Origin of the sequence: Flagellimonas algicida, assembly GCF_049629585.1 — a bacterium.
Taxonomy (GTDB): Bacteria; Bacteroidota; Bacteroidia; order Flavobacteriales; family Flavobacteriaceae; genus Flagellimonas.
In genome coordinates this window covers 409,264-433,006 of the sequence record NZ_JBMYIX010000003.1, presented here as the reverse complement: position 1 = coordinate 433,006, position 23,743 = coordinate 409,264, and the positions used below count along the sequence as shown (strand labels likewise).

The following is a 23,743-nucleotide window of genomic DNA, read 5'->3' as shown; positions in this document are numbered from 1 at the left end:
TCTTATTCCGCTGATTTAACCACGATTTTTCTAGGCGGGTTTTCCGAGGGCAAAAGCCCTTTTTCCGCCACAGTCTTCCTTAAAGTGGATTCCAATTTTAATTGTTGCACATGGGAACGCCCCTCCACAAACTCGCTTCGCAACTCCCGAACTTCTTCGTTCAAGGCCGCTATTTCGAGCACTTTTTTATCGGCATTATGGCTACTGGAAATCATCAAGGCAGCCAGAAAAGAAGCAAACAGCAAAAACATCCAGTTCTTGGGAGCATCCCCGCTCACCAAAAACTTTCCTTTTAATATGTCCAACAAACCCTTTCTCATTTCATTTTCAATTTGTCATTCCCTCGAAAGTGAAAATCCATCCACAAGTCACCTTTCGACTGCGCTCAAGATGACATTTCCACAACACCCTATATTCTTTCCGCTATGCGGAGTTTTGCACTTCTCGCCCTATTGTTCCTTGCTATTTCTTCTGCTGATGGCACAATGAGCCCTCCCACTTTTTTCAAGGGAACATCTATATTCCCATAAAAATCTTTTTCCGGTTCTCCTTCAAACTTTCCCGCCCTGATAAAGCGCTTCACCAACCGATCTTCCAAGGAGTGGTAACTGATCATACTCAACCTCCCTCCTTTTTCCAACATATCGGGCACTTGCAACAAAAACTCCTTGAGCACCTCTATTTCTTGGTTGACCTCAATCCGGATAGCCTGATAAATCTGGGCCAGGATTTTGTTCTCTTTCATCTTGGGCAGAAAACCGGCCAAAACTGTCTTGAGCTCGTCCGTGGTCTTGATTGGCGCATCTGACCGGGACGCTTCAATGGTCTTTGCCATGGCCCTTGCATTTCGCAACTCACCATACTGATATAAAACCGACGCCAAATCTTCTTGGGAATAGGTATTGACCACCTCGTAGGCCGACAATTCATTGTTGCGGTTCATCCGCATGTCCAGATCCGCATTGAAACGGATGGAGAAGCCACGTTCGGCCTCATCGAACTGATGGGAAGAAACCCCAAAATCCGCCAAGATTCCATCAACTTTCCGAATGCCATAGAACTTTAAAAACTGCTTGAGATAGCGAAAGTTCTGATTGATCAATTGAAACCGTCCATCGTCGATTGCATTCTGTAGGGCGTCCTCATCTTGATCAAATGCAAATAACCTTCCTTCATCCCCAAGCCTTTTCAATATTTCCCTAGAGTGCCCACCACCACCAAAGGTGACATCCACATACACTCCATCATGTTTTATGTTCAATCCGTCCACCGACTCGTGCAACAGCACTGGATTATGGTACGGACTACTCATCGTCTGCAAAAATCTCTTCCGCTAGATCGGCATAGTCTTTTTCTCCCTCGGCCAAGACTTTTTCATACTTGTCCTTGTCCCAGATCTCTATCTTGTCAAAAACCGCATTAAGTACCACTTCTTTCTCAATCCCGGCAAAGTCCACCAAGTTTTTGGGTATCTGTAGCCTTCCTGAATCGCCATCAATGGCCACTTCTTTCATACCGGCCACAAAGTTTCTGACGAAGGCATCATACTTACGGTTGATCTTGCTCTTCTTCATGACTTTCTGCATCAAAACATCAAATTCCTGCTTGGGATACAATTCCAAACATTGCTGAAAAACCGATCGCTTGATGACAAACCCATCCTTTAAAACAGGCAACAGCTGATTCTTCAAGGAAATGGGCAACAAAACCCTTCCTTTTGAATCCGCCTTACAATCATGTTGTCCGATGATATGGGTCACTAGAAATCAATTGGTTACTTAATACAACTCAAATATATTGATTTTATTTCCACATTTCTCCACTTAAAGACACTTTTGTTAATAAATTCCCCACTTTTCGATAAAAAGTCCATGATTCGGCCTCAAATACATCCCGTAAAAAATTCCAGCCATGGGCACACATATGCGGCGGAATTGAAAAAACATGATTTAGAGATAACATAAGCTGGATTTTGTGTTATATGAAATGCCTATATTTGCCCCTCGACCAACTGACTATTGATGGAAGAGCATATAATCAAGGACGGCAAGTACCGATACATAGAAATGGGTGAAGGAACCCCTATGATTATCTTGCATGGGCTTATGGGAGGATTGAGCAACTTCCAAGGCGTATCCGAATATTTCCCATCAAAAGGCTATCAGGTACTGATTCCCGAACTTCCCATTTACGAAATGCCCCTACTCAAAACCACGGTAAAGAACTTTGCCAAGTTCTTGGAGGAGTTTATTGAGTTCAAAGGGCTTAAGGATGTTATCTTGTTGGGCAATTCACTTGGGGGACATATTGGCTTATTGCACACCAAAATGTATCCGGAAATAGTCAAGGCATTGGTCATCACCGGTAGTTCTGGTCTCTATGAGAGCGCCATGGGCGATGGTTACCCAAAACGCGGTGATTACGAGTTTATTAAAAAGAAGGCCCAGGATGTATTCTATGACCCTGAAGTGGCCACCAAGGAAATTGTGGATGAAGTATTTGCCACGGTGAACGACCGGATGAAATTGGTAAAGACCCTTGCCATTGCCAAAAGTGCCATTAGGCACAACATGTCCAAGGACCTTCCACACATGGACACACCCACTTGTATCATCTGGGGAGAAAACGATACGGTAACCCCTCCCAACGTTGCCAAGGAATTCCACGAGCTGCTACCCGACTCCGACCTGTTTTGGATTGAAAAATGTGGGCACGCTCCCATGATGGAGCATCCCGAGGACTTTAACCGTATCCTTGAGGCTTGGCTGAAAAAGCGTAACTTCTAAGCATGAAAATCACTTCTGCGGAATTTATCATGAGCAACTCCAGTGTGGCCAAGTGCCCCAATGAGCCGTTGCCCGAATATGCCTTTATTGGACGATCCAATGTTGGAAAATCGTCCTTGATCAATATGTTGGTAGACCGCAAAGGCCTGGCCAAAACTTCAGGGAAACCCGGAAAAACACAACTCATCAACCACTTTAAGATCAACAACAATTGGTTTTTGGTGGATTTGCCCGGATATGGCTATGCAAGGGTCTCCAAAAAGGACAAAAAGACCTTTCAAAAATATATTACCGAGTATTTTCAGAAAAGAAAGCAGCTGGTCTGCGGTTTTGTTTTGGTGGACATTCGGCATGACCCCCAACCCATTGACCTTGAGTTTATGGAGTGGCTTGGAACCAACCAAATTCCCTTTGCCATAATTTTCACCAAGGCGGACAAGCTCAAACCCAATGTAATCGAGAAACAAGCCAATACCTATCTCCAAAAGTTACTGGACAGCGCATGGGAAGAAGTCCCTCCACATTTTACCACTTCATCTTCCAATCGTATGGGACGTGAGGAATTGTTGGGGTTCATTGATAAAATCAACCAGGACTTTTTCAGCAACAATTCTTAGCCGTTTCCGTCCATTCCACTTATGGCAAGTTCTGTAAGTCAACTTTGCCTTTTACGACTTATTATCGATAACTGAGTATTAATAAATCAAGAAGGTTAATAGCATGAAAACCGTATTGCACAAAGCAGCCACAAGAGGTCACGCCGACCACGGCTGGCTCAACAGCCACCATACTTTTAGTTTTGCAGGCTACCAAAATCCAGAGCGGATGCATTTTGGAGTGCTCCGTGTTTTGAACGATGACCAAGTTGCACCTGGGAAAGGCTTCGGCACCCACCCCCATGACAACATGGAGATCATTTCCATTCCTTTGGAAGGCGATTTGGAGCACAAGGACAGTATGGGGAACACCACCACCATAAGAGAAGGTGATGTACAGGTCATGAGCGCCGGAACCGGGATTTTCCATAGCGAATACAATAAAAATGAGGACAGGGACGTGAAGTTTCTCCAAATATGGGTATTCCCCAACCAACGAAATGTGGAGCCCCGGTACGACCAAATCTCCATTCGGGATATTGCCAAAGAGAATACCTTCTACCAAGTGCTTTCTCCCAACCCAGAGGATGAGGGTGTTTGGGCACATCAAGACGCTTGGTTCCACTTGGGGAAATTTGAACCCAATTCCTCGGATACCTATACTTTAAAAAAGCAAGGGAATGGTGTTTATGTCTTTGTTCTGGAAGGTGAAGTGGAAATCAACGGACAGCCATTGGAAAAACGGGATGGTTTTGGTATATGGGAAACCGATTCTTTTGACCTTACCGCCCTGACAGATAGCAGAGTACTATTGATGGAAGTCCCCATGGCGCTTGAAGCCATAGGATAAATTCTCAAGACTACTTAACTACGCCCCTTTAAAGGGGCGTTTTTTATGCGTTGCTCCACCAAGGCGACCAACTCACCGGCCGTTTGAAGTTGGTTCAGCTCATCCGTGGTAATGAACACTTCCAAATCCATAGGGGTTTCAATCAAGACAATGGGAAACGTGAATTTGGCCCCAAACTTACTGGCATATTGATTCTTGAACTCATCCCTGTGCAAAAACTCCAGTTGTCCACCCCTCTCCTTTCGGAATTTTTTCCAGACCCTGTTCTCTGAAACCAAGCCATAAGTGATGTCACAGAGATTGCACGCATAGGTAGACGGACTGAACACTTTATGCATGCTGTCCAAAATGGCATTTCGGGTGCCAGAATCGGCATTATAGACCAACAAAAGTCGTGGCATTTTGTTTTTATGTTTTACATCTGAACGCTCCTGAAAAATCCCAAGTCTTCACATTTGTCGATATTTTGTGTTTCTTTATACAACAAACCAAATTATGAAAAACACCACCACCCCGATCACCCCCAATAGTTTTATTAAAACCCTATCCTTTTTGCACATGGGGATTATGGCCGGTCCCGTGATTTTGGGTATTTTCTTTTACACCCAAGTTCAAAATCCCGTTTTGGACTTCTCAGATTCGGAAGATGTGTTTCTGGCCATCATTCCAGTTATTGCCATCACTGGTATATTCTTGGGAAGTTTTATTTTCAGGAAAATGATCGGAAGCATTCCCAAAGACCTTGATCTGCGCCAAAAATTGGCTCGGTTTCAAACCGCCAGCATTATTAAATATGCTTTATTGGAAGGTCCGGCCTTGTTCGCCATCGTAATCTTCCACAACACCCAAAACCTTGCTTATTTGATCATTGCCTCTTTTTTGATTTTCTATCTTTTTCTCCAAAGACCCACAAAAGACAAAGTTGAGCGCCATCTAGACCTTCGGGGGGAAGAAAAATCAAAATTCAATCGGTATGACCAACCTTTGGGGGAATAGTGCTTACTTCAATTCCATTTTTTCCGCGAAATAATCGCAAAAATCCTTCATGGTCGCCGTCATTTTTTCATCTTGTGTGGCTTTCATAAAGGTATCTGCCATGGTCGTCAAGGTTTGATGGAAAAACAATTTCATTTCATCGACCGGCATATCCTTGGTCCAAAGATCAATCTTTAAGGACTCTTGGTTCTTACTATCCCAAACGGACAACATCATGGCCTTGGCCTCCTCATTTTCCACACCGCCGTCCTGCGCCGACCACCTGAGCTCCTCGGGAACCCTGTTCTCATCCAATCCTACCGTCAATTTTATTTCCGAAGTATGTTCTACTGCCATCTATTTTCTGGGTTTGTAATTTGATTTTTTCAATATTTCATCGGCCGGAATATCCAAAAGTTGTTGAAGACCAACGGGATTCCTCTCCATAAACGCTCTCACAATCTGCCATCCCATATAGCGACCCAAGCGACCTGGGGACTCATTATCCAGCTCCAGACCGAATTTGGAAAAGGGTGCCGGGTCCAAAAACTTTCTGTCCAATTGGGAATCGGTACTGTAAAGCAGCTCGCGCTCCACAAAATACTTCCACATTTGCTCCTCATTGGTCTTGGCCCAATCCATTTCTTCTTGGGAGTATCCTATTTTTTGCGCATCGGTGATGGAGGGAAGCAACCTATCCTTTAGATATAGCTCCTTGCCATAATACACCATTCGAGATAGAAAGCTTCGGTTTCTGGGATAGTTGAGCACTTTCTTGGCAAAGGCACTGGCCACATCCGAAGCAAGGAATTTTTTATCGAGCCCTTCCGCGATATACCGTTGAATGCCTCCATAAAAATGATGGTCCTTTCCCAAATAATTGTCCAAACCTATCAGTAAAAGGGTATCCGTGAGAATAATACGGTCATTGTACCGAACATCCGAAGTAAGGGTCACCACCTTGGGCACCACAACATTGGGAAAATAATATTTGATGTGCTTAAAAAGGGATTCCAAATCCTCCGCTTCCTGCTCAAAACTTCCAAATGCCTTACCCACTTCCCCTGAAAGTTCAACCTGAAGGGTATCGGTCAACTTGGCCACCCATATGCTGTCCGAAAACTGCTCAGGGAATAAGTACGGATATTTGGATTTTAACTTTGGGATATCCTGGGGCTTTGCTTCCGCAAATTCCCGATCAAACCGAAACACCTCAAGATCAATGGGGATATTGGCAATTTCCTCCTCACGCTTATCGGTTTCCTCGCATCCCAACGTTAAAAAAAGGGAACCACACAAAATGTAAAAAAGAAAGTATTTAGGCAAGCGCTTCATTTTTAAGGCAACAGCGTTTAAATTTACAGGGCACAAAGGTAATTTATAGAATCTAAAAATAGGATATGCAAACAGAAAAGGTAATAGACCATATCGTGGATTGGCTTCGGGAATATGCCACAAACGCCAAATGCAAAGGTTTTGTAATCGGTGTGTCCGGAGGGATAGACTCGGCTGTGACCTCTACCCTATGTGCCAAAACAGGTCTGGACCTTTTGTGTTTGGAAATGCCCATACACCAAGGTGAAAACCAAGTTACCCGCGCGGACCGGCATATTGACTGGCTTATGGAGAATTTTTCCAATGTATCCCGTCAACCTGTAAACCTGACCCCTGTCTTTGACAGTCTCGTAGATGCCTTCCCAAAGGTTGAGGACGAAGAGGAACGGTTTATGTCGCTGGCAAATACCCGTGCGCGACTTCGGATGACCACCTTATACTATTTTGCGGCATTGGAAGGCTACTTAGTGGCCGGAACGGGAAACAAAGTAGAGGATTTTGGAGTGGGCTTTTATACCAAATATGGTGATGGTGGGGTAGATTTAAGCCCTATTGCCGATTTGGTAAAGACCGAAGTCTATGAGTTGGGACGGGTACTTGGGGTAAACCAAGACATTATGGAAGCAGCCCCTACTGACGGTCTTTGGGGCGACAGCCGAACCGATGAGGACCAAATAGGTGCATCATATCCAGAATTGGAATGGGCCATGAAAATGGATGACCAAGGAAAAACCGTAGCTGATTTTGCCGATAGGGAAAAAGAGGTCTTTACCATTTACAAACGGTTCAATACAGCGAATAAGCATAAGATGATTCCTATACCTATTTGTGAGATTCCAAGCCACTTAAAATGACCTTTTGTCCCAAAAATCCCAAATTAAGACGAAAAAAACCATAGAAATTCTATGGTTTTAAGAAAAAAATTACAGTTTTACGTCATCAAATTGTTATCTTGCCTGCCATACCGTGTAGGTAAATTAGTCACTAACCAACCAATTAATTATACTAAACTCAAACCAAATGATAAAAGTATTGATTGCTGATAATCATCCGATTGTCAGACTTGGCATTAAGCAAGTGCTCGAATCCAGTCAAGATATAGAGATCATTGCAGATGTTTCCACAACGTCTGAATTATTTGAGACACTTGCCAAAGTTACCCCCGATGTGGTGATGCTGGAAATGGATATTCCTGAAATCAATGGAATTGCCACTCTAAGAAAATTGAAATTGGAGTTCCCCGACATTAAAACCCTAATGTACAGTGGACAATCTGAAGATGTCTACGCCCTGAGCACCATCCGTGCCGGTGCATTTGGTTATTTGTCCAAAACTGCCGATTTGGACTACATCATCTCTGCCGTAAAAAAGGTAAGCGAAGGCAACATGTTCATTACCAACGAACTTGCCCAACGCCTTGCTTTTGATGAGGGCACCCAAAAACCGAGAAGGTTCTTTAGGAAATTATCATCCAGAGAGGTCGAGGTATTAAAGCTTTTGGCCAGTGGAAAACGTAACAAGGAGGTAGCCGAAGGGCTCAACCTCAACGAAAAAACGGTAAGTACGTACAAGGCCCGTTTAATGAAAAAGTTAAATGTGGACAACTTGGTAGATCTACTACAACAAGCAAAAGCTTTAGAACTTTATTAAATAACCAACCCAAACAAACTAAAGCTGGTAAATCCTGGGCATTTTTGCCCGGGATTTCTTTTTAGGACAATACCCTGTTCAGTTTGGCATTGAGCAGCTTGTTCAATTGCAGGTAGTTCATGATCTCTTCCAAAACTTCGCTGTTATCCCCATTGTTGTCTTGGGTGTGTTCCTGTAGCTTTTGTATCCGGTTTTTTATAAGGTTGCAGCGTAAGGTCAGGATGGTCTCCCCCACCAACTGTGCAACACCGGATTGCTTTTCTTTTGGATAGATGTCCTTACGCTCCCAATCGTGCAGAGTGTACTGCTCCTCTTCCATTAAAATGGATGATACTTCGGGAATGATTTCCTGGTCCAACTCGGACAAAAAGGTGTTCACCGCAAAATCATCATTCTCGTTCAAGCTTTCTATAAGCTTGTAATAAATGGCCCTAAACTGCTCGTTGGTAAGTTCAATCTCATCCTCCTGAAGGTCCAAATAGACTTTTTCATACACTTTGGCCTCAACCACTTCGGGTTCCAAGACCAATTCCCCATCCTCGTTCTCTTTCAACACCAAGTCCTCAAACTCTTGCTTTTGGTTTCCGTAGAGCAGTAGCATCTCTATGATTTTTCGCTCCAGCTCATATTGCACATCCACCTTTTGCACCACAGGATCATTTTTGACCACTTCAAAGGCTTTCTGTTCCTGCTTGTATGCTTTATTTACCTCCGTCGCCAATTTCTTATCAATCTGGGCCAAGGTATTGTAGAGAACCGCTTCGGAAATCGCCATTATTTTGGCACACTCCTGAATGTAGATCTCTTTTTTGATACGGTCCGGTATCTTACTGATACTGTTCACAATATCCCTGACCGTATCGGCTCGTTTTATAGGGTCGTTGGCTGCTTCTTTTGTTAAAATGGAAGCCTTGAACTGGATAAAATCCTTGGCGTTCTCCTCCAAATAGAGTACCAAATCCTCGTAGGTATTGTTCTTCGCAAAACTATCAGGATCTTCCCCATCAGGAAAGGTGCAGACCTTTACGTTCATGCCCTGTTCCAAGATCAAATCTATACCTCTTAGTGAGGCCCGCAACCCTGCCGCATCCCCATCAAAAAGTACGGTGATGTTCTTAGTGAGCCTATTGATCAACCGAATCTGTTCCGGGGTAAGGGCCGTTCCACTGGAGGATACCACATTCTCCACCCCACGTTGGTACATTTGGATGACATCGGTATAGCCTTCCACCAAAAAACAATTGTCTTCCTTGGCAATGGCCTGTTTGGCGAAGTATATCCCGTAAAGCACCTTGCTCTTGTGATAAATCTCACTTTCGGGCGAATTAAGGTACTTGGCCGCCTTTTTATCGCTGGTGAGGATACGACCTCCAAATCCCAGCACCCTGCCACTCATGGAATGGATGGGAAACATGACCCTTCCCTTGAACCTGTCGAACTTTTTGGTCTCGCCCCCAGTTTGCTCCTTTACAATGGTGAGTCCAGTTTTTTCCAGAAACTCCAGTTGATACCCTTCTTCCAAGGCCGATTGGGTAAACGCTTCCCACTCGTCCAAACTATAACCCAGCCCGAATTTTTTTATGGTCTCATCGGTAAAACCGCGTTCCTTAAAATAGCTGAGTCCTATGGCTTTTCCCGGTTCGCTGTCCCATAAGGTCTGGGAAAAATACTTCTGGGCATATTCCGAGACCAGATACATGCTCTCGCGCTCATTGGCCTGCTCTTTTTGTTCATCGGTCTGCTCGGTCTCCTCTATCTCTATGTTGTATTTCTTGGCCAAGTATTTAATGGCCTCAGGGTAGGTAAAGTGTTCGTGCTCCATGAGAAAGGCCACCACATTGCCCCCTTTGCCACTACTAAAATCTTTCCAAATTTGCTTTACGGGACTGACCATAAAACTGGGGGTACGCTCATCGGTAAAGGGGCTCAACCCCTTAAAATTGGACCCCGATTTTTTCAACTGTACAAAATCCCCGATCACTTCCTCTACCCGGGAAGTTTCATATACCTGATCTATGGTGGTTTTTGAAATCAATGGAATTCTTCTTTGCAGCCTTTAAAGGTAGCTAAAAAACAAAATTTTGACCAATTGCACTCTAAGATTTCGTGTCTTGAATGCATCATCCCCATCCTGATCATTATCATAGACTACATCGGATTATTTTCGTGACTTTGGGGTATCACAATAAAAAATAACACAGTCATGAAAATCTTGATCATTTATGGGACCATTGAAGGGCAGACTCGAAAGATTGCCCGGTTCATGGAGGAAGTTCTCCAAGAAGCCGGACACCAGGTTACCATTTCCAATGCCATGGAAGAACCACCCGCTCCTTCCAATTTTGATGCGGTTGTTGTAGGTAGTTCCATCCATATGCACAAATACAACAATGCCATCAAACAATACATTATGGACCATGTGGAGGCACTGAACGGAAAACCAAGCGCCTTTTTCTCGGTAAGCATGGCCGTGGCTTCCAACATTCCGGAAGAACACGAGGAAGCCGAAAAGATTTCCAAGGATTTTTTGGAACAGACTGGTTGGCAAACCAGCACCGTTTGGCAGATAGCAGGGGCGTTGCGCTACACCCAATATGATTATTTTAAAAAATTGATCATGCGCATGATCGCCAAGAAACAGGGTGGTGCCACCGATACAGGCAAGGACCATGAGTATACGGATTGGGGTAAGGTGAAAACGACCATTTTGGGATTTATCAATGATATTGGTTAACTTAACCTTATGGACAACTATAATTTTGACACCCTTTCCGAAGCCGTGAACACCTTGACCCAAGAGGGCTATAAAGAAGACTTTGAAGCTAAGGACGATTGTATCAAGGCCCTATATTCCAAAAAGGAATATCAACCCAACGAACTGATCATTTTGGCGTCGTATCGTTTTGAGGGCATGACCAATCCCAGTGATCAAGCCACAGTTTTTGCCATAAGGGCCAGCGATGGCATCCATGGCACCTTGGTCATGTCCAACAGTGCGGAACACAATCAAAATGTGGATTTGATCCAAAAAATACCCTATCACAAAAAATAAGGAGGCCTATCCAAAAAACTGCCCCAGAACCGAAGGTTGGTACAATAGCCATCCGGTTAAGCTAAATCGACTTTTATGGGATTGGAGCACTGCATGGGGAACCTCGGCACTCTTGAACATTACACAACGACCGGCCACAGGCTCCACCAAAAAGCTGGACCCATCTTTCTCAAAAATCTCCAATTCGCCCCCGTCCCCTTTCTGCCAACCTTCATTGAGGTAGATCACCACAGAGATCATTCGGTTGTTCCGGTTTTCAAACTGATCTAAATGTTTATCGTAATGCCCACCAGATGGGTAATGGGCCAAATGGAATTCGTATCCGGAAAGACTCAAAAAGCAGTAGCGGTTGAACATGTGCAGTATCTCGTCCACCACGCTCCAAAAGGGCTGGAGTTGTTCATCTCTTTTACGGTCCAACCAATAAGTAAAATCACCCCGGATAGTATTATCTATCTGGTTATCGATATCGGTCCCAATCCCCGCTTCCTTAAAATTGGGCAACTTGGAGAGAAAAAATGACCGAATCCTGGAATAAAGCTCCTCCCGAAGAAAACAATCAATGATCACATAATCCTTATCAGAGACATCGTCCATCCAGGACAACCAATTCTCTATACTGTGATAGGCTTTCAACTTTTCAACTTGTGTGCGAATGTAGAAAATATTTAAAAGCAGAAAATCAATTTGTTTGGTAAGGTATTTGATTTCAAATAAATAATCCTATTCAAAAGCTTATCATGAAAAATGTCTTCCCAGTCCTTATTCTATTATTTCTATCACAAAACCTTATGGCTCAAAGGGTTTTCCCAACCGATGCAGATTACAAAGCTGATTATAGTGTTTTTGAAGTGGACCGGGACTACAAAGCCGATCTTTTGGTCCATAAAGTGGATCGGGATTACAAAGCGCATGGCAACAAGGGGCTTTGGTATTTTACCGATAGGGAGTATCAGGCAGATTTTACCATTTTCATGGTCGACAGGGAATATCAAGCTGATTTGAAGGTCTTTTTTGTTGACTCGGAGTACAAGGCCGGTTGGCGTAACAATTCCCTAAAAAATGAAATTGACCTATTGATACAGGAGTAAAGCAAACACGGTATCTTTGCTATACAAAATGCATTGTATGATTCTTTTCTTTGGGACAAAGTCAGGAAAAAAGGAAACCAAGACCCTACATCACGTGGTCTGTCCCCATTGCCATCAAACGGGCACTTTGACCGCCGTTCGTCAGGCCAATCAGGCCCATGTGTTCTGGATTCCCGTTTTTACCATAAACAATACCAGTTATGCAGAGTGCTCTCATTGCAAGCGGGTCTATTATAAAGAAGAGTTTACCCCTGAGATGGAACAGGCATTGATATCTTCAAAATAGAGGCTCTTGGAAAATCGTGTAAAGCTTATTTTTCGTTCTCGACTGCACTCGAACTGACAACTGAATGAACTTGAATTTGAGCTTGAACCTGTCCTCTGATACGAACACTACTTTTTACGGTCCACAACGTAGTTCACCATCAGAGTAAGGGATGCTTTGTAATCTGAATCAGGGTAATTGTCCAGCAAAGCAAGGGCTTGGTCCTTAAATTCCAACATTTTCTCCACGGCATATTCCAAGCCACCCATTTCCTTTACGTAGGCGATAACCTCTTTTACCCTTTTCTTGTCCTTGTTATGCTTTTTGATGGAGTTGATGAGCCAACTTTTTTTCTCCTTATCGCTTTGATTAAGGGCATAGATCAATGGAAGGGTCATTTTTTGCTCCTTGATGTCGATTCCAGTAGGTTTTCCAATCTTTTCGGCACCATAATCAAACAGGTCGTCTTTAATTTGGAACGCCATACCACAAAGTTCCCCAAACTTCCGGAAAGTTTCCACTTCTTCGGAATCTGGGCGGACGGAACAGGCCCCCATACTGCAGCAGGCTGCGATCAAGGTGGCTGTTTTTTGGCGAATGATATCGTAATAGACCTCCTCGGTGATATCCAAAAGTCGAGCCTTCTCAATTTGAAGGAGCTCCCCTTCGCTCATATCCCGAACCGCATTGGAAATAATATGTAGCAAATCGTAATCCTTGTTTTCCAAGGCCACCAAAAGTCCTTTAGAAAACAGAAAATCGCCCACCAAAACGGCAATTTTGTTCTTCCACAAGGCATTTATGGAAAAAAAACCGCGCCTTTTGTTGCTATCGTCCACCACATCATCATGGACCAAACTGGCCGTGTGGATCAACTCAATGATGGATGCCCCGCAATAGGTCCTTTCATTGACTTCACCATTGAGTAATTTTGCGGTAAGGAAGACGAACATGGGCCGCATTTGCTTGCCCTTTCGGTTAACAATGTAATAGGTGATCCTATTGAACAAAGCCACCTTGGATGACATGGATTTTAGAAACTTTTCCTCGAAAAGTTCCATCTCATCTTCAATGGGTTCCCTAATCTGAGAAACGATTTTCAATGCGTTAGGTTTGGCGAATTTGATTTAAAACCCTAAAAGTAGCGAAAATGAAAGAGTTGGTCATAGGAAGGAGTAAGTTTTAGAACAGATGAACCAAATGCTCGATGATTGGATGATGGTTGATCGTCAGAAATCGGACATCAGACATCGGATATCAGATATCAGATATCAGACATCGGACATCGGACATCGGACATCGGACATCGGACATCCTAAAACTACGTCTTATTGGCCAACTGCCCGCAGGCAGCATCAATATCCTTTCCTCTAGATCTACGTACGGTAACAGTAATTCCATTTTTCTCCAAGGTACGCTGGTACATATCCACTGCAGTACTTGAAGCTTGCTGAAATTCGCCATCATCAATGGGGTTGTACTCTATCAAATTCACTTTGGATGGGGCAAACCTGCAAAATTTGACCAGGGCATCGGCAGCTTCCTGAGTGTCGTTGATACCTTCCCAGACCACATATTCGTATGTAATCCTACTTTTGGTCTTGCTGTACCAATATTCCAATGCCTCCCGTAAATCGGCCAAGGAAAAAGTGGCATTAAAGGGCATAATGGAGGTTCGGACCTCATCAATGGCGGAGTGTAGGGAAACCGCCAGACCAAACTTGACCTCCTCATCGGCCATTTTCTTGATCATCTTGGGAACCCCCGATGTGGAAACCGTAATTCTCTTTGGGGACATGCCCAATCCTTCGGGCGAGGTGATCATATCAATGGCCTTCAACACATTGTTGTAGTTCATGAGCGGTTCTCCCATTCCCATGAAAACAATGTTGCTCAGGGGTCTATCAAAATACAATCGACTCTCATTATCTATAGCCACCACTTGGTCGTAAATCTCATCCGGATTGAGGTTACGCATGCGCTTCATCCGTGCCGTAGCGCAGAACCTGCAGTCCAAACTACATCCCACCTGACTGGACACACAAGCCGTGGTCCGGGTTTCGGTAGGAATAAGTACGGACTCCACAATCAAACCATCATGGAGGCGCACCGCATTTTTTATGGTCCCGTCCGAACTCCGCTGCATTTGGTCCACCCGAATGTGATTGATCACAAAGTGTTCCTCCAACATTTGCCGGGTTTCTTTGGAAACATTGGTCATGGCATCAAAGGTGTGAGCCGATTTCTGCCAGAGCCACTCATACACCTGATTGCCCCGGAAAGCTTTATCACCGCGCTCCACGAAAAAATTCCGCAGTTGTTCCTTGGTCAAGGCCCGTATGTCTTTCTTCTTTGTTTCCACAGTTTAAAGATAATCAAGAAAAAAATCCCGCTGGTCGTTGAACCAAACGGGATTCTTATCTATTTAAAGTTTTATCCTAAAGGATAAGCATGGCATCTCCGTAAGAGTAAAAACGGTACCCTTCCAAAATAGCCTGCTTGTACGCTTTCTTTATCAGGTCATGGCCAGCAAATGCAGATACCATCATCAGCAAGGTCGACTTGGGTAAATGGAAGTTGGTGATCATGCAATTGGCAATACTGAAATCGTAGGGAGGAAAAATGAACTTGTTGGTCCATCCCTCAAAAGTATTGAGCGTGTGCTCAGATGAAACGGCGCTCTCCAAGGCCCGCATTACCGTAGTACCCACGGCACATACTTTTTTCTTATCGTCCTTGGCCGAATTTACCACTTCGGTGGCTTTTTCATCGATGACCAACTCCTCGCTGTCCATTTTGTGCTTGGACAAATCCTCCACCTCAACCGGGTTGAAGGTTCCCAAACCAACATGAAGGGTCACTTCGGCAAAATCGATTCCCTTGATCTCCAAACGCTTCAACAAGTGCTTGGAAAAATGCAATCCAGCAGTAGGTGCCGCAACGGCTCCTTCGTATTTTGCATAGATGGTCTGGTATCTTTCCTCATCCTCTGGCTCAACATTTCTTTTGATGTATTTGGGAAGTGGTGTTTCGCCCAATTCACGGAGTTTTCTCCTGAAATCGGTATACGATCCATCATACAAAAAGCGCAAGGTCCTTCCTCGGGAAGTGGTATTATCGATTACCTCTGCCACCAAACTTTCGTCTTCACCAAAATACAATTTGTTTCCAATTCTTATCTTTCTGGCTGGATCTACCAAAACATCCCACAACCTTTGTTCTTGGTTGAGCTCCCTGAGCAAGAAAACTTCAATACGGGCACCGGTCTTCTCCTTGTTTCCATAAAGTCGTGCTGGAAACACCTTGGTATTGTTCAGGACCATTACATCACCTTCATCAAAATAATCGATCAGGTCCTTAAACATTTTGTGTTCAATTTTTCCAGTGTCCCTATGAACTACCATCAGTTTGGATTCGTCCCTGTTCTCAGCAGGATATTCGGCCAATAATTCTTTTGGTAACTCAAAGTTGAAGTTTGATAATTTCATCTAAGCTTTTTTTCGATTTTTTTTAAGAGCGGCAAATATACAACCTCACCATAGGGGATGTCAAGTAATTTGGTGATTAAATGCCCATTACACTTCGGCAACCCCAAAACCTAGGGTGGACAGGTCGTTCCAAAAATCTGGATAGGATTTGGAAACCACCTCGGCATCATTGACCCTAAAGGAAGCTTTAACCGCCAAGGGACCAAAGGCCATGGCCATTCTGTGATCGTTGTAGGTATCTACCGCCACGTCCGATTTCAAACTTGATGTAGGTTGTAACGTTAGACTCTCGGCATCAATGTCCACTTTTGCACCAAACTTGGACAGCTCGGTTTGCATGGCCGCCAAACGGTCGGTTTCTTTTATGGGGAGGGTATGCAATCCTGTAAGATGGCACCCCATTCCCAATCCTAAACAGGTAACAGAGATGGTTTGGGCGGTATCCGGTGCATTGGACAGATCGTATTCTACATGTTGAGGGATTTCATCCGTAGTTTTTGTCAAGGTAATGGTATGCTCCCCAAAAGTGGTTTCCACCCCAAAATCCTTATAAACTTCCGCCATAACACTATCGCCCTGTAGCGAATCCTTTTTATAGGACGACAATTGGATGGTCGTACCCACTTCGCAAAGTGCCACAATGCTGTAAAAATAGCTGGCCGAGCTCCAGTCCGATTCCACTACAAGAGTGGTATCCTGAACAGTTTCTTTGGGCTCAACCTTGATGGTATTCCCCTCAAAGGAAGTACTGACCCCTATCTGTTCCAAAAGGGACAAGGTCATTTTAATGTAGGGTACGGAAGTGATCTTCCCCACAAGCTCCAACTCCAATCCATTTTTGAGACTGGGGGCTATCAAAAGTAGGGAAGAAATATACTGGCTACTGATGTTGGCCGGCAAGGAAACCTTGTCCTTGTCCAATTTTTTTCCGGAAATTTTTATGGGAGGATACCCCTCCTCCTTCACATATTCAATACGGGCACCCAAATTTCTCAATGCTTCTACCAAAACCTTGATGGGACGTTCCTGCATTCGCTGGGAACCTGTCAATATCACCTCTTTGTCTTCTTGCGAAGCAAAATAGCCCGTTAAAAAACGCATGGCGGTGCCTGCATGGTGGATATCCACTTCCCCGCTCGTCTTCTTCAATCCTTTTTGCATGACCTGGCCATCATCAGAATTGGAAAGGTTTTCAATCCTTACATTGGGAAACAGGGCCTGAAGCAACAAAGATCGATTGGTCTCACTTTTGGAACCTGTGATCTGAATGGTTTTTTGCAGCTTTTTGTCTTGCGGAGCGGAAAGTTGAAGTCTCAAGATAATTGTGGTTTGATAGAAAGTCCAAAACTAGAAAAAACGTACCTAATGTCCTTTTAGCAGGACAACTTTATTTAAGCTTTTTGTTGTTTTGGTGACGATCGTGGTCCCGTTTGGTCTTTATCTCCAATTTTTTATCAAAAGCCTCCTGAAGATCAATGCCTGTTTGGTTGGCCAGGCAAAGGACCACAAAGAGCACATCGGCCAATTCTTCCCCAAGATCCTTAGCCTTGTCGGATTCTTTTTCGCTTTGTTCCCCATAGCGCCGGGCTATGATCCGGGCCACTTCCCCTACCTCTTCCGTGAGCTGGGCCATATTGGTGAGCTCGTTGAAGTAACGCACTCCATGGTTCTTGATCCATTCGTCTACGGCCAATTGTGCATTTTGTATATCCACGTTGATTTTGTTTAAGTTACCAAAAGTTGCATTGCAAATTTAAGAAGCTCGGAGGTATTCCTACAGTTTTTCCAGCACCAAGTAGCTTTGGTTCTGTACATTTACCGCCCTTTCGAAAAACTTTTTTATGTATGCGTAACCTTCACTGTTGTATTGTGTTGAATTGAGCTTAAAGTTGAAGTACACATTGATTATACCTTGATATTCCTTGCACTCAAACCGAAGTAAAGCACTTTGGTCCGGCAAAGCCAGATTGACCACCTCTGGAAACTCCTTTACCCTGTACCCCTCGGGAATCTTTATGTTCGCCATGTACCTGTAATTTCTCAGGAAACCAAAATCAATTGGGTAGTATCGCTGTTCGGATTTGAAAGGATTAGTAGCAAAAAAACGGACCACAAATGGGTTAAAAAACACCGTATTATCCATATTCATGTTCTGCAACTCAAACTCAAAATGTTCCACCAAAGTTCTCTCATCCGACTTTTCGGAATTGGTTTCATAGGTTTGGATGACAAAATCATCGTCCATTTCCTTTTCCATTTCGTCCAAATATTTTCCTTTAGAGGTCTTGGCCACCTCGTCCCGCTTGAAAAAGGCTTCATAACCCATGGTAATATCATCCAATGTCCCCACAGCCTTATCATCTTTCAGTTCCATTTTAACCTGTACGCTCCGGCTGTTGTTTTTTTCCGGTAAGATGTCAAACCAATAACTTTCCCCATCCAGATCCATGACCCTTCCATAATAGTTTAAACAGCGATAGGGTAACATTCCAAAGGGCATTTCTTTCTCTGTGGCGTCCAACAGGTATTCGTTTCCATCAATGGTGGTCTTGGCAACCACATAGTTGAAATTGGACATTACCGGGTGGTTACGCTTGGGTAAACCGTGGGATCGGGTAGAAAGTACCATAAGGTCTGTCTTAATATCGGCAGCATTGAGCAGATTGATAAGGGTGATGTTGATTTCTGCCACATTTCCTGTTCTCCTGTCAAAGGCATCTTTTACATTATTGTTTCTGAAAATACTGTATTTGTTGTTCCAGGTATAGTGTTCCTTAACGAACCCATAGATGTTTTTGGCTTTTTCCAAATCACTTTCTCCTCTGGCAATCAGATCCAGCTCAACATTTTTTTCAAAGAAATTCTTCTTCCTTAATTGTCCGCCAATATCCTTATCGGTCCTGAACTCTTTATCCACATCCCTCCAAGTCTTGGTAAACTTTTGTTTGATGCCATCCAGTGATACGTATTCCGAAAGCTCAAACTCCAGCGTAGACCTGTAATTGTCCGAAGAAAGCATATACTCTTCGTCTTCTTTAAAAGCGGGCACATCTTTCATCACATATTTTAACACCTCACAATCGGCCCTCTGGGAAATACCTGGCACACTAAAGCAACTCTTCTTGATACTGGCATCATTTACATCCAAACCGATTTCACCAATTAAGGATCTATTGTATTTAAAGTTCCCAGGAATTTTGGCATTGTACTCCGAGTACAGCTTTGGAATCCTACTTTGGAATTCCCACCCCGAAAGATTATAGAAAAAAGGGGATTGGATTTCATAGCTATACTCCAAAACCGATCCCACCTCCACACTTGGGAAAGTGAATTTTATTTGGGACAGCCGTTCGTTCACATCCACATCGAAAATCTTGTCGCTGGAAACCACTTGTCTTCTGTTCCCATTATGGGTCATTGCTTTTATCGCATTGACCCTTTCCTTCCCCGACTTGGCACGGTAGTACGGGATAATGATCTCTGCCTCATCAAAACCTTGTTTCTTGAGTATCTTCTTTTTTGCATGGTAGGTTGTGATCAACCAAATATACCCTTGCCTGGCCTCAAAATAGTTTTCACCTTTTTCATAGAGATAGATGGCAGCGGCGGTGGTATCCTTCTCGTAAGACTTAAAGTCTTTTTCAAACTGGTCCAATACCCCAAACTCACTTGCCTGTTGGGCAGAGAGCAACCCCGCAAGGTTAAATACCATGAATAAAATAATGCCCTTATGCAACTTTGAGCAAATCAAATCCTTGACAAAACCACTTTTTCCGATTCCTTTTCAACCACTTGACGATAAAACTCTTTGAGTCCCAAATAATAATTTGGAGGAAAAACGGCCGTATTCATGCTTAGTTCAACACGAACATTGATAAAGTCTTGGTTTGAGGATATGTTGTACTTGAATTGTCCCAAATTATCGGGCAACACCATGGCCATGGGTTCGGGCAAATGTTCCACCTTATATCCTTCGGGAATGTTAATGGTAATCATGTATCGGTCTTGCCAAGGAAACCCATAATCTATTGGATATTCCCTTTCCTCCGACTTAAAGGGGTTCTCACTTACGGCCAAATGGAACATGGGTGAGAGATACAATTTTCCTGAAATGGATTCAAAGGCATCTTCCTTGAAAAAGTTGAAATTCTGCACTACCGGCTTGTCCAAATCCAGATTGTTCTGCAAATCATAGTCCGAAATCTCTATATCGCCCAATTCCTTTTCCAGATTCCCTAGAAACGTTTCCTCTGTCCCTCCATTGTACAAATTCCTGAACAGCAACGCATTGTGATTGGTATACTGTTGCCTACACTTGGCATCCATGGAACCGTCATCGTTAAGGTCAACGGTCATCATTATGGCATCCATGGAGCTTTTTCTGGGCATAAGGTCAATTTCTTCAGAGTTTCCATTTTCCGAAATAATTCGTCCAAACCAGTTCAGTGTCCTAGTGGGTAATACATCCATGGTGGTGAAAACATTGGTGGCATCGAACAAATGATATTCCCCATCTATTTTGCCCACGGCCACCACGTAGTTGTACCCTTGAAGGGTTGGAAACAAGGGAATTCCATTGTCGCGCGTGCTTACCAAAACGGGGTATGCCGGAATATTGGCATGGTTGAGCATGGATACCAACATTAAGTTAATATCAGCGCTGTTTCCTGTTCCTTCCTTGTACGCCTTTCTGGTTCCTTCATCGGAAGTGTACCCCACAAAGGAATTCCATTTTACTTTTTCCTTGACAAATGCCAATATCCTTTTGGCCTTTTCCTGAGGTTCACTGGCGCCTTGAAGGACCATGTTGAGCTCTTCCTCAAAATAGTTGCTTCGTTTCATTTCATCGCCAAAAGAGCTGTTCTCATAAACCGTCCTTGCCACATCATCCCATGTTTTGGAGTATACATCGTAGGTAGACCCCGGTATTTCCAAGGACATGATCTCAAAGGTGACTCCAGACCTAAAATTGGTAATATTGGGAACAAACTTTTCCTCTTTTAGAGCCGGAACATCTTGCAAGTTATAGGTAACCTTTGTCACTTCCATGCCCAACCCGGCATCCCTGATCTTATCCACTTTAGGAACAAGGGGAAGGAAGCCCTTCTGTCTTTGGTTGAATTTAAAATACTCCAGGATTCTCATTTCAGCTTCCAATCTTTTGATGGGAATGGAATGTTGAAACACGAACTCATCTATATTCTGCACAAAGGGCGATGTTATCCTATATTGATACTCCACAACAGATCCCGCCTTTACATTGGGCATGGTAAACTTAACTTGGTTCCTATTCTTTGACTGTTGGGATTTAAAGATGCTGCCTTTGCCCAGCTTGGTCTCAACAACTTTACCCCCCTCCAAGGTATAGGTATACCCTTTGATGGAAGTGGCCTTCTCATCTGACGCCCCACTTTCGTATAGATCAATGGTCTTAGTGGCGTAATCAAACCCGTCCGTATTATAGATTTTTATTCGCTCATGCACCTCCGTCACCAGATTAAGCCCCACCCCGCTGTTGTAGGTATAGTAGGATTCCCGCTTTTTCAACAGATAAGCAGCAGCAGCCGATGTATCCTTGGGATGGGTGGCTTCCATAAGTTCTTCCTTGGAAATTTTCCCGAATTTCAATTCCTGTCCTTGGGCACAGACCGAAACCAGGGCAATCAGTAACGCGATTTTTCGTATCATAGGTCTTGACGTTTTAAAACAATTTTTTGGTTGTCCATTTTGGCAATGGTCCTTCTAAAAGATCTGTACTTGTTATACTCCTCTTTGGGATAATTGCCTTTTTTTATGAGTAGTTTTCTCTTATACAGTAATTCCGTATCGCTCTTTTTCACAACCTCAACTTCATAGGTTCCAAATTTGGTCTCCTCCTTGTGTTTCTCCGGCAAAAATGTGAATGCGAAGTTCTTGGGCAATTGGATGGTAAACTCATCCTCATCCAAATATCCCCGTTGGATCACAAATGAATGTTTTCTGTTCCGATATCTGGGAGGTATAAAAGAATTGTTATCCAACACGTTCAAAGTCAATAAATAATCATCCCCGTTCTTGGACACAAAATCATGGGCCTTTAACTGGACTTTCTCCGTAAAAACCACATCATCCCTATTGTTTTCGAAACTAAAATCAGAGATGGACAACCCATTGATGTTGCCCCAAAAGTTTTTGTAATATTCGATGATATCTTCTTTCTTGTTTCCCTCCAATCCAAAATGATTGTCATAACGAACGCCCATGGTTTCAATAGTGACATTGGCCTCAAGGGAAAGGTCCTCCTGAATTGTATAGGTGGAACTCATTCTCATGAGGTTTTCCTCATTTACATATGAAGTTGTGGTAACAATTTCCCCGCCATCGGGCTTTACGATCAAAACTTTTCTATCATCTGTAAAGTCCCCTATAAATCCGAAAGGATGTACTTGGGATGTACAATCTATCCAATAATATTCCCCTTGGTAGGGAATGGCAACAATGGCATGGTTGCCTTGGGAAAGATCTGCAAAATCTTCCTTGAAATCGACTTTGGTGCCCCCTGCCTCCACTACGGCATAGTACGATTCCACCCCAACAGCCTTCAGCAGGGCCATAGTATAATTGGAAAGCCCTTTACAATCGCCATATTTTACCCTATCCACCTCAATGGCACTTATCGGTTGAAAACCTCCTATTCCTATCTGCACACTGATATACCTTGTGTTGTCCTGCATGTATTGGTATACAATCTTTGCTTTTTCAATATCATCATCCACTCCTTCCACAAGCCCCCTTACCTTTTGTACCGTGCCGTCCTCCAAATCTGCACGACCAGATAACAGCTCCTTCTGGATCCAGAGTCCCAAATCGTTCCAATTGTCCACCTTGGCATTATAACCCTTGTAATGAAAATTGGGTAACCGTACCGATAATTTTGGACATATGGCATTGAATGACGGGCTAAGGCTTTCCGCTACCACTGCCGGGATGTTTTTGGCCGTATAGCTTATTTTTCCTTGACTTTCATCCTTATCAACAGTAATGTCAAAAAGGTTTGATTCCTCAATGATCGGCTTCAAACCATTGGAAAGGTAACTGATGGCATATTTACTTTCCTCCACACTGATATCATACCCCGATAAAAAATACCATGGAGGCAAAATGCCCGTATCCGAGGTTTCAATCTCATAACTAAATTCCAATGTATATGGGTATTGAACGGGCACATATCTATAATACAGTAATCTATCGTCCAGATAAAGGGAAAAACCATCCACTGCGGCTATATCATTAAAGTCCCTACGCTTGATCCGCTGAATCTCATTTCCAGAAGCATCATAGACTACGGCTTCAATTTTCTTTATTTTTTTCTCTTTGTCATAAAATGCCCGTGTTCTGGCAAAGGCATCGCCAGATTTGTTCAGCACCGTGACAACTTGCCTTGCGGTATAGGTCATTCTATCCATGGCCTCAATACGGATATCCATCTCATCAAGCCGGGCCACAGCATCGGCATTCTCCATCAGTTCTGCTGGAATAGTATGATAGCTGTAGTTTTGGGAAAACGAAAAATGGACACTAAGAATCAGTAGGCATTGGAAAAGAGCACGCATTGTTGAGGTTGATCGGTTACATTACTATAGCAATATGACCAATTTCTTACAAAAATGGAAACC

The 23,743-nt window shown here is 43.5% G+C and carries 26 protein-coding genes; 10 read left to right on the top strand and 16 right to left on the bottom strand.

Going from position 1 to position 23,743, the window contains the following annotated elements; all coding sequences use genetic code 11:
• Positions 1-2 precede the first annotated feature (2 nt).
• From ACPD8L_RS15785 to mraZ, 3 genes are all read right to left on the bottom strand, one after another.
• The gene (locus ACPD8L_RS15785) at positions 3-320 is read right to left on the bottom strand and encodes an FtsL-like putative cell division protein (protein ID WP_116217374.1); all 318 of its coding nucleotides are present in this window, start codon (positions 318-320) and stop codon (positions 3-5) included.
• Positions 321-409: 89 nt separating this feature from the next.
• Positions 410-1,312: a 16S rRNA (cytosine(1402)-N(4))-methyltransferase RsmH gene (rsmH, locus tag ACPD8L_RS15780; protein WP_423944482.1), complete on the bottom strand. Its 903-nt coding sequence runs from the start codon at positions 1,310-1,312 to the stop codon at positions 410-412.
• Entirely contained in the window at positions 1,305-1,760 is a 456-nt protein-coding gene (gene mraZ, locus ACPD8L_RS15775; RefSeq protein WP_129654650.1) for a division/cell wall cluster transcriptional repressor MraZ, read from the bottom strand. Before mraZ ends, rsmH begins: the two co-directional genes overlap by 8 nt.
• A 261-nt stretch (positions 1,761-2,021) precedes the next feature.
• Between mraZ and ACPD8L_RS15770 the strand changes: the two genes are divergently transcribed.
• The 3 genes from ACPD8L_RS15770 to ACPD8L_RS15760 all read left to right on the top strand — a co-directional run bounded on the left by ACPD8L_RS15770 (position 2,022) and on the right by ACPD8L_RS15760 (position 4,232).
• Positions 2,022-2,786 (top strand): alpha/beta fold hydrolase, encoded by a 765-nt coding sequence (locus tag ACPD8L_RS15770; RefSeq protein ID WP_293302797.1) that lies wholly within the window; start codon positions 2,022-2,024, stop codon positions 2,784-2,786.
• A gap of 2 nt (positions 2,787-2,788) precedes the next feature.
• Positions 2,789-3,403 (top strand): ribosome biogenesis GTP-binding protein YihA/YsxC, encoded by a 615-nt coding sequence (gene yihA, locus ACPD8L_RS15765; RefSeq protein ID WP_116217370.1) that lies wholly within the window; start codon positions 2,789-2,791, stop codon positions 3,401-3,403.
• A gap of 103 nt (positions 3,404-3,506) precedes the next feature.
• Positions 3,507-4,232, top strand: coding sequence for a pirin family protein (locus ACPD8L_RS15760; protein WP_293302799.1), 726 nt, complete (start codon positions 3,507-3,509; stop codon positions 4,230-4,232).
• A 14-nt stretch (positions 4,233-4,246) separates the two neighbouring features.
• On the opposite strand, the gene ACPD8L_RS15755 is transcribed toward ACPD8L_RS15760, so the two are convergent.
• A complete protein-coding gene (locus tag ACPD8L_RS15755) occupies positions 4,247-4,633 on the bottom strand; it encodes a GTPase (protein WP_423944477.1) in 387 nt (128 codons plus the stop codon).
• A gap of 94 nt (positions 4,634-4,727) precedes the next feature.
• Here ACPD8L_RS15755 and ACPD8L_RS15750 point away from each other — a divergent pair, with 94 nt between their 5' ends.
• Complete coding sequence (locus tag ACPD8L_RS15750; RefSeq protein ID WP_423944475.1) at positions 4,728-5,228, top strand: hypothetical protein; 501 nt, start codon at positions 4,728-4,730, stop codon at positions 5,226-5,228.
• Between the two features lie 3 nt (positions 5,229-5,231).
• Here the strand turns inward: ACPD8L_RS15750 and gldC are convergent, their stop codons facing one another.
• Both gldC and gldB read right to left on the bottom strand, forming a co-directional pair.
• The gene (gene gldC / locus ACPD8L_RS15745) at positions 5,232-5,564 is read right to left on the bottom strand and encodes a gliding motility protein GldC (protein ID WP_116217366.1); all 333 of its coding nucleotides are present in this window, start codon (positions 5,562-5,564) and stop codon (positions 5,232-5,234) included.
• Positions 5,565-6,542 carry a gliding motility lipoprotein GldB gene (gene gldB, locus ACPD8L_RS15740; protein ID WP_423944473.1) on the bottom strand — a complete coding sequence of 326 codons (978 nt, stop codon included), beginning with the start codon at positions 6,540-6,542 and terminating at the stop codon, positions 5,565-5,567.
• Between the two features lie 65 nt (positions 6,543-6,607).
• Between gldB and nadE the strand changes: the two genes are divergently transcribed.
• Together nadE and ACPD8L_RS15730 are read left to right on the top strand one after the other, a co-directional pair.
• The gene (nadE, locus tag ACPD8L_RS15735) at positions 6,608-7,396 is read left to right on the top strand and encodes an NAD(+) synthase (RefSeq protein ID WP_116217364.1); all 789 of its coding nucleotides are present in this window, start codon (positions 6,608-6,610) and stop codon (positions 7,394-7,396) included.
• 166 nt (positions 7,397-7,562) lie between these two features.
• The gene (locus tag ACPD8L_RS15730) at positions 7,563-8,192 is read left to right on the top strand and encodes a response regulator (RefSeq protein WP_116217363.1); all 630 of its coding nucleotides are present in this window, start codon (positions 7,563-7,565) and stop codon (positions 8,190-8,192) included.
• Positions 8,193-8,253: 61 nt separating this feature from the next.
• Here the strand turns inward: ACPD8L_RS15730 and dnaG are convergent, their stop codons facing one another.
• Positions 8,254-10,227 carry a DNA primase gene (dnaG, locus tag ACPD8L_RS15725; RefSeq protein WP_423944469.1) on the bottom strand — a complete coding sequence of 658 codons (1,974 nt, stop codon included), beginning with the start codon at positions 10,225-10,227 and terminating at the stop codon, positions 8,254-8,256.
• 168 nt (positions 10,228-10,395) lie between these two features.
• Here dnaG and ACPD8L_RS15720 point away from each other — a divergent pair, with 168 nt between their 5' ends.
• Together ACPD8L_RS15720 and ACPD8L_RS15715 are read left to right on the top strand one after the other, a co-directional pair.
• Entirely contained in the window at positions 10,396-10,926 is a 531-nt protein-coding gene (locus tag ACPD8L_RS15720) for a flavodoxin domain-containing protein (protein ID WP_293302813.1), read from the top strand.
• 9 nt (positions 10,927-10,935) lie between these two features.
• Complete coding sequence (locus ACPD8L_RS15715; protein WP_293302816.1) at positions 10,936-11,244, top strand: phosphoribosylpyrophosphate synthetase; 309 nt, start codon at positions 10,936-10,938, stop codon at positions 11,242-11,244.
• 6 nt (positions 11,245-11,250) lie between these two features.
• On the opposite strand, the gene ACPD8L_RS15710 is transcribed toward ACPD8L_RS15715, so the two are convergent.
• Positions 11,251-11,880 (bottom strand): 2OG-Fe(II) oxygenase, encoded by a 630-nt coding sequence (locus ACPD8L_RS15710; protein WP_423944466.1) that lies wholly within the window; start codon positions 11,878-11,880, stop codon positions 11,251-11,253.
• Positions 11,881-12,035: 155 nt separating this feature from the next.
• On the opposite strand from ACPD8L_RS15710, the gene ACPD8L_RS15705 reads away from it, so the two are divergent.
• Both ACPD8L_RS15705 and ACPD8L_RS15700 read left to right on the top strand, forming a co-directional pair.
• The gene (locus ACPD8L_RS15705; protein WP_423944463.1) at positions 12,036-12,335 is read left to right on the top strand and encodes a 7(1) septoil knot domain-containing protein; all 300 of its coding nucleotides are present in this window, start codon (positions 12,036-12,038) and stop codon (positions 12,333-12,335) included.
• 37 nt (positions 12,336-12,372) lie between these two features.
• Positions 12,373-12,621: a zinc-ribbon domain-containing protein gene (locus tag ACPD8L_RS15700; RefSeq protein ID WP_423944461.1), complete on the top strand. Its 249-nt coding sequence runs from the start codon at positions 12,373-12,375 to the stop codon at positions 12,619-12,621.
• A 107-nt stretch (positions 12,622-12,728) separates the two neighbouring features.
• On the opposite strand, the gene ACPD8L_RS15695 is transcribed toward ACPD8L_RS15700, so the two are convergent.
• From ACPD8L_RS15695 to ACPD8L_RS15660, 8 genes are all read right to left on the bottom strand, one after another.
• The gene (locus tag ACPD8L_RS15695; protein WP_116217357.1) at positions 12,729-13,703 is read right to left on the bottom strand and encodes a polyprenyl synthetase family protein; all 975 of its coding nucleotides are present in this window, start codon (positions 13,701-13,703) and stop codon (positions 12,729-12,731) included.
• A 218-nt stretch (positions 13,704-13,921) separates the two neighbouring features.
• Positions 13,922-14,962: a dual-specificity RNA methyltransferase RlmN gene (gene rlmN / locus ACPD8L_RS15690; protein WP_116217356.1), complete on the bottom strand. Its 1,041-nt coding sequence runs from the start codon at positions 14,960-14,962 to the stop codon at positions 13,922-13,924.
• 76 nt (positions 14,963-15,038) lie between these two features.
• Positions 15,039-16,088, bottom strand: coding sequence for a tRNA preQ1(34) S-adenosylmethionine ribosyltransferase-isomerase QueA (queA, locus tag ACPD8L_RS15685; protein ID WP_116217355.1), 1,050 nt, complete (start codon positions 16,086-16,088; stop codon positions 15,039-15,041).
• 87 nt (positions 16,089-16,175) lie between these two features.
• Positions 16,176-17,405, bottom strand: coding sequence for a 3-phosphoshikimate 1-carboxyvinyltransferase (locus ACPD8L_RS15680; RefSeq protein WP_293302829.1), 1,230 nt, complete (start codon positions 17,403-17,405; stop codon positions 16,176-16,178).
• Positions 17,406-17,475: 70 nt separating this feature from the next.
• Positions 17,476-17,802 carry a nucleotide pyrophosphohydrolase gene (locus tag ACPD8L_RS15675; RefSeq protein ID WP_129654675.1) on the bottom strand — a complete coding sequence of 109 codons (327 nt, stop codon included), beginning with the start codon at positions 17,800-17,802 and terminating at the stop codon, positions 17,476-17,478.
• A 60-nt stretch (positions 17,803-17,862) separates the two neighbouring features.
• On the bottom strand, positions 17,863-19,800 hold the full coding sequence (locus ACPD8L_RS15670) for a DUF3857 domain-containing protein (protein WP_423944456.1): 1,938 nt from the start codon (positions 19,798-19,800) through the stop codon (positions 17,863-17,865).
• A 35-nt stretch (positions 19,801-19,835) separates the two neighbouring features.
• Positions 19,836-21,776: a transglutaminase family protein gene (locus ACPD8L_RS15665; protein WP_116217351.1), complete on the bottom strand. Its 1,941-nt coding sequence runs from the start codon at positions 21,774-21,776 to the stop codon at positions 19,836-19,838.
• Positions 21,773-23,680: a DUF3857 domain-containing transglutaminase family protein gene (locus ACPD8L_RS15660; protein WP_423944454.1), complete on the bottom strand. Its 1,908-nt coding sequence runs from the start codon at positions 23,678-23,680 to the stop codon at positions 21,773-21,775. The genes ACPD8L_RS15665 and ACPD8L_RS15660 overlap by 4 nt, the downstream gene beginning before the upstream one ends.
• Positions 23,681-23,743: the final 63 nt, after the last annotated feature.

Excerpts from the sequence above, each read along its gene's own strand:
- yihA (WP_116217370.1), top strand. The coding sequence starts at position 2,789 with ATGAAAATCACTTCTGCGGAATTTATCATGAGCAACTCCAGTGTGGCC.
- ACPD8L_RS15730 (WP_116217363.1), top strand. The coding sequence starts at position 7,563 with ATGATAAAAGTATTGATTGCTGATAATCATCCGATTGTCAGACTTGGC.
- queA (WP_116217355.1), bottom strand. The coding sequence starts at position 16,088 with ATGAAATTATCAAACTTCAACTTTGAGTTACCAAAAGAATTATTGGCC.
- ACPD8L_RS15660 (WP_423944454.1), bottom strand. The coding sequence starts at position 23,680 with ATGCGTGCTCTTTTCCAATGCCTACTGATTCTTAGTGTCCATTTTTCG.
- ACPD8L_RS15720 (WP_293302813.1), top strand. The coding sequence starts at position 10,396 with ATGAAAATCTTGATCATTTATGGGACCATTGAAGGGCAGACTCGAAAG.
- ACPD8L_RS15670 (WP_423944456.1), bottom strand. The coding sequence starts at position 19,800 with ATGGTATTTAACCTTGCGGGGTTGCTCTCTGCCCAACAGGCAAGTGAG.
- ACPD8L_RS15770 (WP_293302797.1), top strand. The coding sequence starts at position 2,022 with ATGGAAGAGCATATAATCAAGGACGGCAAGTACCGATACATAGAAATG.
- gldB (WP_423944473.1), bottom strand. The coding sequence starts at position 6,542 with ATGAAGCGCTTGCCTAAATACTTTCTTTTTTACATTTTGTGTGGTTCC.
- ACPD8L_RS15755 (WP_423944477.1), bottom strand. The coding sequence starts at position 4,633 with ATGCCACGACTTTTGTTGGTCTATAATGCCGATTCTGGCACCCGAAAT.
- ACPD8L_RS15715 (WP_293302816.1), top strand. The coding sequence starts at position 10,936 with ATGGACAACTATAATTTTGACACCCTTTCCGAAGCCGTGAACACCTTG.
- gldC (WP_116217366.1), bottom strand. The coding sequence starts at position 5,564 with ATGGCAGTAGAACATACTTCGGAAATAAAATTGACGGTAGGATTGGAT.
- nadE (WP_116217364.1), top strand. The coding sequence starts at position 6,608 with ATGCAAACAGAAAAGGTAATAGACCATATCGTGGATTGGCTTCGGGAA.
- ACPD8L_RS15750 (WP_423944475.1), top strand. The coding sequence starts at position 4,728 with ATGAAAAACACCACCACCCCGATCACCCCCAATAGTTTTATTAAAACC.
- ACPD8L_RS15785 (WP_116217374.1), bottom strand. The coding sequence starts at position 320 with ATGAGAAAGGGTTTGTTGGACATATTAAAAGGAAAGTTTTTGGTGAGC.
- ACPD8L_RS15705 (WP_423944463.1), top strand. The coding sequence starts at position 12,036 with ATGGCTCAAAGGGTTTTCCCAACCGATGCAGATTACAAAGCTGATTAT.
- ACPD8L_RS15760 (WP_293302799.1), top strand. The coding sequence starts at position 3,507 with ATGAAAACCGTATTGCACAAAGCAGCCACAAGAGGTCACGCCGACCAC.
- rsmH (WP_423944482.1), bottom strand. The coding sequence starts at position 1,312 with ATGAGTAGTCCGTACCATAATCCAGTGCTGTTGCACGAGTCGGTGGAC.
- ACPD8L_RS15700 (WP_423944461.1), top strand. The coding sequence starts at position 12,373 with ATGATTCTTTTCTTTGGGACAAAGTCAGGAAAAAAGGAAACCAAGACC.
- ACPD8L_RS15665 (WP_116217351.1), bottom strand. The coding sequence starts at position 21,776 with ATGATACGAAAAATCGCGTTACTGATTGCCCTGGTTTCGGTCTGTGCC.